Below are 12,520 nucleotides of genomic sequence, written 5' to 3' on the forward strand. Positions count from 1 at the left end.
CAGAGCGTGGGCGCGTTGGTGAGGGGCCCGGTCTCACCACCCGCCCCCCCCCACCACCCGCCCCGCCCCGGCCCCCGCCCCCCCCCCGCCCCCGGAGCCGGAGCCGGGGAGCCCGGCGCGTCCGTCAGGCCGCGAAGCCGCCGTCCACCGCGAGCTCGGCGCCCGTGACGTACCGGCCGTCCTCGCCCACCAGGTACGCGACGGCCGCTGCGACGTCCGCCCCCGTGCCGTACCGCCCGAGCGAGGTCAGCCCGGCCTGGAACGCGGCCGACTCGCCGTCCGCCGGGTTCATGTCGGTGTCGATCGGCCCGGGGTGGACCACGTTCACCGTGATCCCGCGCGGTCCCAGCTCGCGGGCCAGCGCCTTGGTCAGCCCGATCGTCGCGGCCTTGCTGGTCGCGTACAGCACGGCGCCGCCGAAGGCGACCCGCTTGGCGATGCAGCTGCCGATCGTGACGATCCGCCCGCCCTCGGACAGCAGCGGCGCGGCCGCCTGGGCGAACAGGTACGGCGCCCGGACGTTCACCTCCAGCACGCGGTCGACGTCCGCCGCCGTCATGTCGCCGATCGGCCCCATGGCCCCGACGCCGGCGTTGTTCACCAGGACGTCGAGCCGCCCGAACCGCTCGACGGCCGCGGCCACCACGGCCCGGACCTCCTGCGGGTCGGCGCAGTCCGCCCGGACCGCCCAGCCGCGCCGCCCAGCCGCGGTGATCTTCGCCGCGACGGCCTCGGCCCGCTCGGCGCTCCCCTGGTAGGTGAGGACGACATCCGCGCCGTCCTCGGCCAGCCGCAGCGCGATCGCCTCCCCGATCCCCCGGCTCCCGCCGGTCACCAGGGCCACCTTGCCGTCGAGCCCCATCGCACCGTTCATCGTCGTCTCCCAAGTCGCGAGTACTGAAAGCCCGTTGTCGGGCACGACTCGATCCTCGACGGCGGCGGCGCAAACCTCCGGCGGTATTCGGACGTTGCGTTGAAGGTTCAACAGTGTGCGCGGTAGTGCGACGCCACCGCCGGCTGCCCCGTGTAGTTCGGCCCGGCATCCGCGTCCGCCCCGGCGTACGCGAACGGCAGGTGAACGCTCCGCCCGCCCTCCAGTACCAGCAGGTGCCGCCGCGCCCGGTACTCGAACCCGGCCTCGCGCAACGCCGCGACCACCGCCCGGCCGGCGCTCGCCCCATCCGCCCACCGCACCGACTCCGGGTCGAAGTGCGCGGCGAACCGCCCGTCCGGCGCGAGCCACGCGGCGGCCCTGGCGATGACGCCCAGCCGGTCGCCCAGATAGTGCAGGCCGTGGACACACGTGATCAGGTCGTACGACCGGCGCGGGGTCCAGTCCGCGAGCGCCGCCCTGACCAACCGCAGTCCCGGTAGTGAATCGGCATCAGGTGGCGGCGCGAGCGGACCGACGAGATCCACGCCCGTCAGAACCGCCCCCGCCGGAAGCCGACGCGCCGCCTCGACCATCGCGCGCCCCTCGCCGCTGCACAGATCCAGCCAGGCCGGCGCGGCCCCGCCGCGCCCGAGCAGCCACTCGGCCGGGTCGAACCCCAGCTCCCGCGCATAGCTGTTCACCCCGCTGAGGCCGCGCTCGCGGTTCATCGTGTTGTTGGCCACCACGGACGAGCCCACGAGCTCGCCGTCGGGTATCAGTCGCACCATCGGGCGACCCTATCGACACGCGGTCCGACCAGGCACGATGCCCCGCCCGCGGACCGCCGGCACGGGCCCGACACGCCGAAGGGCCGCACAGGGCCCCCTGGGGCGCCGCGCGGCCCTGCCGAGGAGCCGGGACCCCGGCCCCGCCCCCACAACGCGCGGAGCGGCCATCCCCGGGTCCCGGGATGGCCGCTCGGTGTGCGGTCGAACGGTGGCGACGATGCGTCAGACGGTCAGGTCCTGCCCCGGGAAGATCAGGTCCGGGTCGTCGCCGATGGTGCGGAGGTTCTTGCCGTACAGCGTGTCGGTGTCGGTGCCGAACCTGGCCGCGATCTCGCTCAGCGTGTCACCGCTCTGCACGGTGTAGCCGCCGTTCGCGCTGCTCTTCGGGGTCGACGGAGCGGGCTTGGCCGGCTGGGCCGGTGCCTGCTGCGGCTGCGTCCGCGGCGTCGACCTGGTCGCGGGCTTGGCCGCCTGGTTGGTTTCCTGCCCGGCGTCCTGCCCGGTGTCCTGCTTGGCGCCCTGCCTGGCGCCCTGCTTCGCCGCCGGCTTCGACGGCTTCGCGGCCGGCTTGGCCGCCGGCTGTGCGGGCTTGGCCGGGGCGTCGTTCACGGAATCCGCGACCTCCGCCGGGGCTCCGCCCTTGCTCAGGCCCGCCTTGTGCGAGCACACGGGCCACGCGCCCGGGCCCTGGGAGGCGAGGACCTTCTCGGCGACCGCGATCTGCTGCGCCTTGGTCGCGTGGTTGGCCTGGGAGGCGTACGCGGTCCCGCCGTACGCGGCCCAGGTGCCGGAGGCGAACTGCAGCCCGCCGTAGAACCCGTTGCCGGTGCTGATGCTCCAGTTGCCGCCGCTCTCGCACTGGGCGACGGCGTCCCAGGCCGAGGTGGGCGCGGCGGAGGCCGAGGTGGCCGTGACGAGGCCGGCAACCGGCAGGGCCGCGACGGCGGCACCCGCGACGATCCCGATCCGCAGGCGGTTGCGCTTGGCGGAGGCGGGGGTGGAGGTCGTGGAGTCGGTGGCAGTGGCGGTCTCGTGACGGGGATTCATGGAGATCCTCTCGACAAGCCCCGGGCAGGCAGACGGAACCAGGCCCTGGACGGGGCCGGTCGAATCCGTTCGCCTCACTCGATGGACGGCGGGGCACGTGTCGGACGTGCCGTGCCGTCCCGGCACCTCCGCTCGCCGACGGCCTGGGTACGGCCGGTCGCGTCGGCAGTACGGCCCTCGCGCCGGGGGTCAGTCGGCGGGCCGTGCGTCGGGGTGAACCCGGGTAGCGCTCGTTGCGCCGCCAATGAAGCTAGGGGCGGTTTGGTCGGCACGGCAAGCAATTCTTCGGGTACGCAGGTCAGTTGACTGTTACCGGCGGTATCGATCAAGAAGCGACGTCCAGTTGGACCGCATTTGATCGGATTTTCAAGATCAGATGTTCAATTCCCGTGCGCTCGGTCACACCTGTCCATTCATCAGACCACGCGCACTATCGACGGACCGTCACGGATCACTGACGGACCGTCATCAAAATAACCGAAGTTCCCGCCTCCGCGCGGCAGTTGAGTGACCTGCATCACACCCGCCACGCTCCGTCGTCACGGGAACACGCTCAGCCGCGCCCGTCCAGCTCCGCGTCCCGTGCCAGCAGCGCCGCCTGGACCCGGTTCTCGCAGCCCAACTTGGCCAGGATCCGACTCACGTAGGTCTTCACCGTCGCCTCGCTCATGTGGATCCGCGCGCCGGCGTCCGCGTTGGACAGCCCCTCGCCGAGCAGCGCGAGAACCTCCAGCTCACGGCCGGTGAGCACCTCCAGCCGGCGCCGCGCCTCCGCGCTGCGGGCGGCCGCCGAGCCGCTGCGCCCGGAGGCCAGCGAATCGACGATGTGCCTGGTCGCGGCGGGTGACAGGAAGGCGTTGCCGCTGGCCGCCGCGCGCACCGCCTGGATCAGCTCGGCCGGTGCCGTGTCCTTGAGGAGGAAGCCCGCGCCCCCCTCGGTCACGGCGCGCAGGACGTTCTCGCGCTCGCCGAAGGTGGTGAGGATCAAGGCCCGCGCGCCGGGTGCGGCCTTCGAGAGCTCCCCGAGTGCCGTCAGCCCGTCCATCACCGGCATCTGGATGTCCAGCAGCACGACGTCCACCCGGTGCGCCCGCGCGAGCTCCAGCGCGCGCCGTCCGTCGGCGGCCTCCGCGACCACCTCGATGTCGTCGGCGGAGGCGAGGATCATCCTGATCCCGGCCCGGATGAGCGGCTCGTCGTCGGCGACGAGGACTCGGATCACGCTGGACATCTCCTCGAACGGTGCTGGATGGGCGACGCCACCATCCTCACATCCGGACGCGGCCGGACCTCGACCGGCCCGGTCACTCCTTGACCCGGTAGTGCTCCTTGTCCACCAGGACGCCGTCCTTGAAGCAGAAGCGCACCGCGTTGTCCTCGCCGAACTTCTCCTTCGAATCCTCGGCCTGGAAGTACACGCAGTGCGCGCCCTCCGGCACCGGCGGCCCGCCCTTGTCGAAGCCGTCGGTCAGCCAGGAGGCCCCGCGCGGCAGCCGGCCGAGCACGTCCGACTCCGACTGCCCGACCCGGACCCCGTCATAGGCGTCCTTCTTCACGGTCGCGCTGTCGCTGGCCTGGACGAAGGCCCACAGGCCCCACACGAGCAGTCCCAGCACGGTGAGCCCGACGCCCACCACCCCCACCGCGCACCCCATCGCCGGACTGCGCCGGCGGCCGCCGTCCTCGACGGCGGGCAGGCCCTCCAGCACCCAGTCCTCGATCCCGGGGCCGGCCTCGCCGCCGTCGCCCCCGCCGTCCGCGGCCCCTTCGTACGGGAGCATCCCCGCCAGCCGGAAGCCCTGGTCGGGCGTCGCCCCCGCGTGCACCATGCCGCCGACCAGCCGGGCTCGCTCCCGCAGGCCGGTCAGGCCCTGCCCGCCGCTGACCGCCTGCCCCACCCCGGCACGCACGCCCACGAGCTCCGGCGCACGCGGATTGGTGACCTCGACCACGAGCGCGTCCGGCTCGTACCGGAGCGCGACCGCGATCGGCGCACCGGGGGCGTGTTTGTGCGCGTTGGTGAGCGCCTCCTGCACGATCCGGTACGCCGCGTGGTCGACGGCGGCGGGCAGCGCACGCCGCTCCCCCTCCTTGCGGAAGGACACCTCCGCCCCGGCGGCGCGCGAGGACTCGACGAGACCCTCGATCCCGTCCACCCCGCCCCGGCCGCCGGACGCACCCGCCGACGTCGGCGCCGGCGGCACCGCCGTCGACTCGTCGTGCAGCACGCCCACCACCTCGCGCAGCTCCCGCATCGCGGCCACCGCCGCCTGCCGCAGCACGCCGACCGCCTCGCGCTGCCGGTCGGTGAGCGTGCGGTCCACCTCCAGCGCGCCGGAGTGCACCGAGATCAGCGCGAGCTGGTGGCCGAGGCTGTCGTGCATGTCCTGGGCGATCCGGTGCCGCTCGCGCAGCCGCGCCTGGTGCACCACCATGACGCGCTCGCGCACCAGCTGGTCGTTGCGCTCCCGCAGCGCGTCCAGGAGCGCGCGGCGCTGCGCCCGGTAGCGCCCCCACAGGGCGGGCAGCACTGCCGTGATCAGGAAGCCGCCCAGCGAGATCGCGATGATCGCCTTCGGCGACATCGAGCCGGCGTCCTTCAGCACGCCGGTCACGGTGAACAGCACCCAGCTCGCGACGAAGGTCGCGACCAGCACGCCGACCCGGCGCACCCGCGCGCCGGCCGCCCAGCCCGCCACGACGAGCAGCGGGAGCGGTCCGGGGGCCCAGCCGGCCACGGCCGCCGTCACCAGCAGGACGCTCGCCGGGAAGGCCCGCCGCAGCAGGAACAGCAGAACGGTCCCGATCCCGACCGGCACCGCGAAGCCGGTGCTGCCGACGACCTCCAGCAGGACGGCGAACCCGCCCAGCAGCAGGACGGACAGCACCTCGCGCACCACCGCCCAGGGACCCCAGGGACCGGGCAGCGCCGTCCGTACCGCCTTCGTGCAGGCCCGTGCAATCGCGTTCACCCGTCCGAGGCTAACCGGACCGAGGGGCCCGCCGCCGTCACCCTTCGTAGCGCCGCCTCCCGACGAAAGTCGCCGCCCGCGCCTCACCGTTCGGCGCCCCCGCGGAACTCGGTGAGCAGCAGCGCGACGTCGTCCACCCGGTGCGTGGAGCCGACCTCCCGCAGCACCCGGTCCGCGAGCCCCTCCAGCCCCTCCCCTCCGGGGCGTCCGAGCACGGTCCGCAGCCGCTCAAGCCCCTGGTCGATCGGCACCGCCGGATCCTCCACCAGCCCGTCCGTGTACAGGGCGACCACCGACCCGGCCGCCAGGCGCAGCTCGCTGACCGGGTACTCCGCGACGTCCTCCACCCCCAGCAGCGGCCCGCCCGCCAGGTCCAGCACCTCCGCCGACCCGCCGGGCCGGCGCAGCAGCGGCGGCAGGTGCCCGGCGCGGGCGATCCGGACGGTGCCGTCGGCCGGGGTGAGCCGCACCAGGCAGCAGCTGGCGAGCAGCCCGGGGTCGAGGTCGAGGAGCAGCCGGTTGGTGCGGGCGAGGACGCGGTCGGGCGGTTCGCCGCCGCTGGCGAAGGCGCGGACGGCGCTGCGCAGCTGGCCCATGGTGGCGGCGGCGGCGACGCTGTGGCCCTCGACGTCGCCGATGACGAGGGTGAGGTCGCCGCTGGTGACGATCGCGTCGTACCAGTCGCCGCCGATCTCCATGCCCTGGGTGCCGGGCAGGTAGCGGGCGGCGGTGCGCACGCCGGGGACGTCGGGCAGCCGGTGCGGCAGCAGGGCCTGCTGGAGGCCGCGGGCGAGGGCGAACTCGGCGTCGTAGAGGCGGGCGCGTTCCAGGGCCTGGGCGATGAAGCCGCCGAGGGCGGTGAGCAGGCCGCGTTCCTCGGTGGTGAAGGGGCGGGGCCGGTCGAAGCCGAGGATGCAGCTGCCGACGGGGTGGCCGGAGGCGATGAGCGGCAGGAAGGCCCAGGCGCCCATCTCGTCGAGGGCGATGCCGGGGTAGGCGGCGGAGAGCTCGTGGACGTCCTCGAAGAAGATCGGGGTGCCGGTGCTGAGCGTCTCGGCGCCGGGGACGCGGGCGCTGATGGGGGTGCCCTCGAAGCGGTCGAGGAACCCGTCGGGGTAGCCGGCCTGGGAGACGAGGTGGAGGCGCTTGTCGCGGACGGCGTAGATGGCGAGCTCCTGGCCGCCGAAGGCCGGGAGGATCTGCTCGGAGACGGCCCGGCAGACGTCGGCGACGCTGGCCGCCTCGGTGAGGGCGCTGGCGAGCTGGAGCAGGTGGTAGGTGTCGCCGAGGCCGGGGCGGACGCCGCGCGGTGGTGCCGGGGGCGCGCCGGCCGTGCCGGGCGGGGCCTCGGCGGCGACGACCCGGCCGGTGACGCCGTGCGCGTCCGGGTAGAGGGAGAAGGCCAGCCAGCCGCCCGGCGGGCGGGTGGCGAGGAATGCGGTGGGCTGCTGGGAGAGCATCGCGGCCCGGTAGCGGTTCTCGTAGAAGGGGTCGGCGAGCCAGGGCATGGCCTCCCAGGGGAGGCGGCCGATCAGTTCCTCGCGCACCGCGCCGAGCAGTGGTTCGACGCCGCGGTTGGCGTAGGTGATGCGGCCGTCGGGGTCGAGCGAGAAGACGCCCTCGCGCAGCCGCTCGACGGCCGCCGCGGCGGCGGTGAGGGTGCGGGTGTCCAGGACGGCGCCGACGAGGTGGGTGCCGTACTCGTCGATGGCCTTCGGCACGCGCGCCCACAGCTCCACGGGGTACGGGCGGCCGTCGCGGCCGAGGACGCGCACCCGGGCGGCCAGGACCTCGCCGTGTTCGAGGGCGAGCTTGGCGGCGGCCCGGAACTCGGGCAGGTCGCCGGGGGCGATCCGGGCGGTGAGCGAGGTGACGCGGCCGTCGAACTCGCCGGGCGCGAAGCCGAAGATCTCCCGGAACTGCTCGTCGGCGGCGAGCGCGCCGGTGACGGTGTTCCAGTCGAACAGGCCCACCCGGGTGGTCGGCACGGACGGCGCGGGCAGCTCCACCACCGGGCTGTCCCCGTTCGGCTCGACGGCCCGCCCGGTCGCCTCCAGCCCGGCGAGCCCGGCCGCCAGGCGCTCGGCGACCGACCGCAGCCGGTGCGGCGCGCCCGGCGGCACCCCGTCGTCGGAGGCCGCCCACAGCACGCTGAGCACGCCGAACCGGTCCTCGCCCGCCGTCACCGGCACGCACGCGGAGGCGAAGTCGTACGGCATGCCGACCGCGAGCTGCGGGAAGCGCCGCATGGTGTCCTCGCTGTCGGCGAGGGTGATCGTCCGCCCGGTGCGGAAGCTGACCGCCACCGGCAGCGGCCCGGCCGCCGCGACCCGCCGGAACGGGCTCATGATCGACAGCGGCACCCCGGCGATCGTGCACAGCACCAGCGACCGCCGGTCCCGCGAGCGCAGGTGCACCATCGCCCCGTACGCCCCCGTCCCGCCGAGCACCGCCCGGACGGCGTCCGCCAGCAGGGCGTCCCGTTCGTGCGCCGCCCCGGCGGCGGCATCGGGCTCGCGGGGACGGTGCGGCCCGTTCGGACCGCCGGGCTCACCCTGGCGCATGCTCTTTTGCTACGCCGGGCCCCGAACGCTGTCAAGGCGAGCCCCACCCGGCCCACCGGCCCCGCGCGCCCCGCCCGTCACTGCCGGTGGCCACCGATCTGCGGGAGCCGTTGCCGTCCCGGGTCTCTCTGTTACGCCTCCGGGACACATATATACGAACCGGTTCTCCGGACCGGGGCGTCCTCTCGGCTGATCGGGCGCACGACCGGGTGGCGTCCGCGGAACGTAGGGGTGGACCATGCGGGTTGGCAAGGGAGTGGCGGTCGCGGCGACGGTGCTGGCGCTGGGGCTCGGGGCGGCGGCGTGCAACGACGACGCGGCGTCGACGGCCGCCGCGCCGACAGCGGCGGCAACGGCCGCGGCGACGGGAGGTGCCACCACCCCGGCGCCGTCCAAGAGCGCCCCCGCTCCCGCGTCCCCCGGCAAGGCCTCCACCCGCTGCCACACCGCCGACCTCAAGGCCGACGTCCAACTGCAGCCGGACTTCCCCGGGTCCGCGATGGTGCTGCTCACCAACAAGGGCTCCCGCACCTGCACGGTGAACGGCTACCTCGGCTACGGCGGCCTCGGCGCGGACAACAGCCCGATCGTGACCGGCAGTTCGCGCGTCGCCCACCCCGGGGCGCCGGTCGAGGCCGACCTCAAGCCGGGCGCCACGGCCTTCTCCGGCCTCAAATGGGCGTCCTGCGACAAGGCCGACCCGAAGTGCAAGGTCCTGGCCGGCATCACCGTCACCCCTCCGGACGAGACCACCCAGCTCACCGCGAACGTCATCGGCACCGACGGCAAGCCGGTCACCCAACTGACCGTCTCCGCCGCCGGTTTCACGGTCGGCTCGCTCCAACCCTCCAACCAGGGCGTGGTCTTCGCCTCCTGATGCGAGGCGGACGGACCGGGCACACCTACCCGACGCACTGGCCGGAGGTGCACCCGCCCACCAGCTCAAGGGTGTACATGATGACCGTCTGCCCCTCCGAACAGCTGCTGCCGTAGCAGTAGTCGAGCTGGTGCCGGCCTTCGCCCTCCTGGAGGGGATCGACGGTCCGGGTGCCCACGGCCACCCGGTCGTCGCCGGAGACGTAGTCGTAGTCCCACAGGTCCGCCGTGACGACGAACACCTTGCCGGTGGCACCGTTCGTCGGGAACAGCTTCTCGTCCCACATCTTCCACCGGTTCGCCGAGGCGATGTCGAGGGGACCGCTGGGCACCCAGACCGCGTCCGAACGGGACCGGCTCCACAGGTACTGGTCGTCGAAGACCACGTCCCCGTAGAGCTCGCCGCCGCCGGAGTCGCCGCCGTTGCGGACGTCGATGCCGTTGATCGTCATCCGCCAGACCTCGGTGCCGCAGCCGTCCGCGGCGGTGGCGGAGCCGGCGGGCGTCAGCGCCAGCCCCAGGGCCAGGGCGCCCGCCGCGAGGACGGAACGTGAAGTGGGCACGGGCACTCCTCGGGTTCAGCCGAACTGGAAGCGGACCGGGAGGTGGTCCGACTGGCCGGCGCTGCGCCGCGCGTCGGTGAAGACCGCGCGGAGGACCAGCCGGGTCAGGAGGGCGGCGGCGACCACCGCGTAGTCGATCACCGCGTTGCTCTGGGGACGGGTGACCTCGCTCGGCGCGACCTCGCTCGTCCGGGAACCGGCGGTGGCCCAGCCGTTCGGGATCCGGTTCCAGTCGCCGGCGGCGACCCACGGGTACGGCCCGGCCCCCGCGACGGCGCACTCGACGGCCTGCACGATGCGCGGGCCGTCCCAGCCGCCGCGTCCGCCGCCGCCCGTCTGCGGCTGGGCCGAGGCGTGCACGGTGAACACCCAGGCGTCGATGCCCTGGGGCAGGATGCCGAGCGCGGGCCGGACGGAGGCGTTCGCGGGGTCCTGGGCGACGAGGACGTCCCGGGCGCGGCGCGCCTCCGGCACGACCAGCGCCATGTTGACGCGACCGCCGTTGGGGTCGGTCTCCGTCCAGTAGATGAAGTAGTCGCGGCCCCGGCTGCTACTGCCGACGCGCCAGCGGAACTCCCGCACGGTGTACCCGTTCCGGTTCCACGTGCGCTCCGGCGTGGTCCCGGCGGCCGGGGGCCGGCCGGCCTCCTGGAGGGCGACGACGTCGGAGTTCTGGGCCAGCGGCGCCACGTCCTGGGTCCACTTGCACTCCCCGCCGGCCGTCGAGCCCTGCATGTTCCAGGTCTCCACCGTGAAGGGCGGCAGCGCCCTGGTGGAGCGGACGACGGACCGGGACGACGAGGCGGCGGGAAGCGGTTCGGTGCGCGCCTGCGCGAAGGCCGCCCCGGCCGGCCCTGCGGCGACCGTCACGCACACGCTCACGACGAGGGCCCAGCGACGGGCAAGGGGGAACGCCATCGACTCCGCGGCCCTCTCCGGGAGCCGGCGCTCCCACGGGGTCGACCGTAGAACGGACGGCGGGAGCGGACACCCGGGGAGGGCCACAGGTGTGACACCGGGCCGCGGCCTCGGAGTGGGCCGGACGGTGAGCCTCAGTCACCTGCGTGACCGACGGCCGCCGAGCGGAAGGCGTTCAGTCGTCGCCCCGGCGGAGGAGGCCGCTACCGCTCGATCTCCCGCTTGAGGATCTTGCCGGTCGGCCCCTTCGGCAGGGCCTCGACGATCCGTACCTCGCGCGGGTACTTGTAGGGCGCGACGCGCTCCTTGACGAAGGCGCGCAGCTCGTCCGGTTCGGCGGTGGACCCCGGCTTGAGGGCGACCACGGCGGCGACCTCCTCGCCGAGGACCGGGTGCGGGACGCCGATCACGGCCGCCTCCGCGACGGCCGGGTGCTCGTAGAGGACCTCCTCGACCTCCCGCGGGTAGACGTTGAAGCCGGCGCGGATGATCAGGTCCTTCATGCGGTCCACGATCCGGAAGTGGCCGTCGGGATCCCTGACGCCCACGTCGCCGGTGCGCAGCCAGCCGTCCGGGATCGCGGCGGCGGTGGCCTCGGGGTTCCGCCAGTACCCCTTCATCAGGTTGTGCCCGCGGATGGCGACCTCCCCCGGCTGCCCGTCGGGCAGCTCACGGCCGTGCTCGTCGACGATCCGCAGCTCGACGCCCTCGATCGGTGTGCCGACGGTGCCGGGCCTGCGGGGCCGGTCGGGGTGGTTGAAGCAGGCGACGGGGGAGGTCTCGGACAGCCCGTAGCCCTCCAGGAGGGTGCAGGCGAAGGTCTCCTCGAACGCGCGCAGGACCTCGACCGGCAGGGCCGCGCCGCCCGAGATGCAGACCCGCAGCGACTCGGCACGCGTGCGGTCGTCGGCGGCACCGGAGGCGGCGAGCAGTGCGCTGTACATGGTGGGCACGCCGAGGAACGCGGTGACGCCGTCCCGCTCGATGATCTCCAGTGCCCTTGCGGCGTCGAAGCGCGGCAGCAGGGTCGTGCAGGCGCCGGCGGCGACGGCGCAGTCCAGTCCGACCATCTGGCCGAAGGCGTGGAACAGCGGCAGACCGCCGAAGACCACGTCGCGCTCGGTCAGTTGGAGGATGGTGCCGCGGGTGACCTCGACATTGCGGGCGATGCCGTGGTGCGTGAGCTCGGCGCCCTTGGGCCGGCCGGTTGTCCCGGAGGTGTAGAGGATCACGGCGGTGTCGGACGGCTCGCGCTCGACCAACTCCAGCTCGGGGTCTTCGAGTCGACCGCCGCCGGGGAGCCCGTCCGCGCCGACCGTCAGGGCCGTCACCCCGGCCGCCCGCGCGCCGGTCAGCGCCTCGTCGGCGCCGTCCCGCCAGGCCAGCAGCAGGGCCGCATCCGCGTCGGCGAGGTGGTACTCGACCTCGCGCGCCCGCAGCAGCGGGTTGAGCGGCACGACGACCGCGCCGGCCCACAGGATCCCGAAGTACAGCACGGCGAAGACCGGGACGTTGGGCACCAGCAGGCCGACCCGGTCCCCGGGCCGCACGCCGGCACGGCGCAGGAGGGCGGCCGTCCGGGCCGCGGCGTCCGCGAGTCCGCCGTAGTCGAGGACGGCGTCGTCGAGCCGCACGGCCGGGCGGCGGGGGAAGCGGGCGGCCGAATCGGCGAGGATCGCGGCGAGGTTGACCCCGGGACGGCTCACGTGCGGCTCCTTCGAAGCCCTCGGCAGGCGGCCGCGCCGCTGTCCGAGGCGCGCTTCGAGCTACCGTGGCCGCCCCGCCACCCGTTGTCAACAGATCGTCCCGGCCCCGTCACCCACGGGAACGACGGACGCCCGGACCGCCGCGGCCGGGCGGGGGCGCCGGGGCGGCCGGGGCGGGCGCGAGGCCCGCAGAGGCGGGCGAGGCGTGGAGA

At 74.5% G+C, this 12,520-nt stretch carries 10 protein-coding genes; 1 reads left to right on the plus strand and 9 read right to left on the minus strand.

Going from position 1 to position 12,520, the window contains the following annotated elements:
- Window positions 1-124: 124 nt before the first annotated feature.
- The 6 genes from ACFV4G_RS20930 to ACFV4G_RS20955 all read right to left on the minus strand — a co-directional run bounded on the left by ACFV4G_RS20930 (window position 125) and on the right by ACFV4G_RS20955 (window position 8,245).
- Window positions 125-874, minus strand: coding sequence for an SDR family NAD(P)-dependent oxidoreductase (locus ACFV4G_RS20930; RefSeq protein WP_380442456.1), 750 nt, complete (start codon window positions 872-874; stop codon window positions 125-127).
- 107 nt (window positions 875-981) lie between these two features.
- A complete protein-coding gene (locus tag ACFV4G_RS20935) occupies window positions 982-1,662 on the minus strand; it encodes a class I SAM-dependent methyltransferase (protein WP_380442458.1) in 681 nt (226 codons plus the stop codon).
- Between the two features lie 222 nt (window positions 1,663-1,884).
- Window positions 1,885-2,709: a transglycosylase family protein gene (locus ACFV4G_RS20940; protein ID WP_380442461.1), complete on the minus strand. Its 825-nt coding sequence runs from the start codon at window positions 2,707-2,709 to the stop codon at window positions 1,885-1,887.
- A gap of 553 nt (window positions 2,710-3,262) precedes the next feature.
- The gene (locus tag ACFV4G_RS20945; protein WP_359971371.1) at window positions 3,263-3,931 is read right to left on the minus strand and encodes a response regulator transcription factor; all 669 of its coding nucleotides are present in this window, start codon (window positions 3,929-3,931) and stop codon (window positions 3,263-3,265) included.
- A gap of 82 nt (window positions 3,932-4,013) precedes the next feature.
- On the minus strand, window positions 4,014-5,681 hold the full coding sequence (locus tag ACFV4G_RS20950) for a sensor histidine kinase (RefSeq protein ID WP_380442465.1): 1,668 nt from the start codon (window positions 5,679-5,681) through the stop codon (window positions 4,014-4,016).
- A gap of 83 nt (window positions 5,682-5,764) precedes the next feature.
- Window positions 5,765-8,245: a SpoIIE family protein phosphatase gene (locus ACFV4G_RS20955; RefSeq protein ID WP_380442468.1), complete on the minus strand. Its 2,481-nt coding sequence runs from the start codon at window positions 8,243-8,245 to the stop codon at window positions 5,765-5,767.
- A gap of 238 nt (window positions 8,246-8,483) precedes the next feature.
- Here ACFV4G_RS20955 and ACFV4G_RS20960 point away from each other — a divergent pair, with 238 nt between their 5' ends.
- Window positions 8,484-9,122: a DUF4232 domain-containing protein gene (locus tag ACFV4G_RS20960; RefSeq protein WP_380442471.1), complete on the plus strand. Its 639-nt coding sequence runs from the start codon at window positions 8,484-8,486 to the stop codon at window positions 9,120-9,122.
- 25 nt (window positions 9,123-9,147) lie between these two features.
- Here ACFV4G_RS20960 and ACFV4G_RS20965 read toward each other — a convergent pair whose 3' ends face one another.
- From ACFV4G_RS20965 to ACFV4G_RS20975, 3 genes are all read right to left on the minus strand, one after another.
- Window positions 9,148-9,684 (minus strand): hypothetical protein, encoded by a 537-nt coding sequence (locus tag ACFV4G_RS20965; RefSeq protein WP_380442473.1) that lies wholly within the window; start codon window positions 9,682-9,684, stop codon window positions 9,148-9,150.
- Between the two features lie 15 nt (window positions 9,685-9,699).
- Entirely contained in the window at window positions 9,700-10,602 is a 903-nt protein-coding gene (locus ACFV4G_RS20970; RefSeq protein WP_380442476.1) for an endonuclease/exonuclease/phosphatase family protein, read from the minus strand.
- A gap of 203 nt (window positions 10,603-10,805) precedes the next feature.
- The gene (locus ACFV4G_RS20975) at window positions 10,806-12,308 is read right to left on the minus strand and encodes a long-chain fatty acid--CoA ligase (protein ID WP_380442479.1); all 1,503 of its coding nucleotides are present in this window, start codon (window positions 12,306-12,308) and stop codon (window positions 10,806-10,808) included.
- Between the last annotated feature and the right edge of the window lie 212 nt (window positions 12,309-12,520).

Source organism: Kitasatospora sp. NPDC059747, assembly GCF_042732955.1.
GTDB lineage: Bacteria > Actinomycetota > Actinomycetes > Streptomycetales > Streptomycetaceae > Kitasatospora.

Bases quoted from the DNA above. Each gene is read 5' to 3' on its own strand.
- ACFV4G_RS20930 (WP_380442456.1), bottom strand. From the start codon at position 874: ATGAACGGTGCGATGGGGCTCGACGGCAAGGTGGCCCTGGTGACCGGC.
- ACFV4G_RS20935 (WP_380442458.1), bottom strand. From the start codon at position 1,662: ATGGTGCGACTGATACCCGACGGCGAGCTCGTGGGCTCGTCCGTGGTG.
- ACFV4G_RS20940 (WP_380442461.1), bottom strand. From the start codon at position 2,709: ATGAATCCCCGTCACGAGACCGCCACTGCCACCGACTCCACGACCTCC.
- ACFV4G_RS20955 (WP_380442468.1), bottom strand. From the start codon at position 8,245: ATGCGCCAGGGTGAGCCCGGCGGTCCGAACGGGCCGCACCGTCCCCGC.
- ACFV4G_RS20960 (WP_380442471.1), top strand. From the start codon at position 8,484: ATGCGGGTTGGCAAGGGAGTGGCGGTCGCGGCGACGGTGCTGGCGCTG.
- ACFV4G_RS20970 (WP_380442476.1), bottom strand. From the start codon at position 10,602: ATGGCGTTCCCCCTTGCCCGTCGCTGGGCCCTCGTCGTGAGCGTGTGC.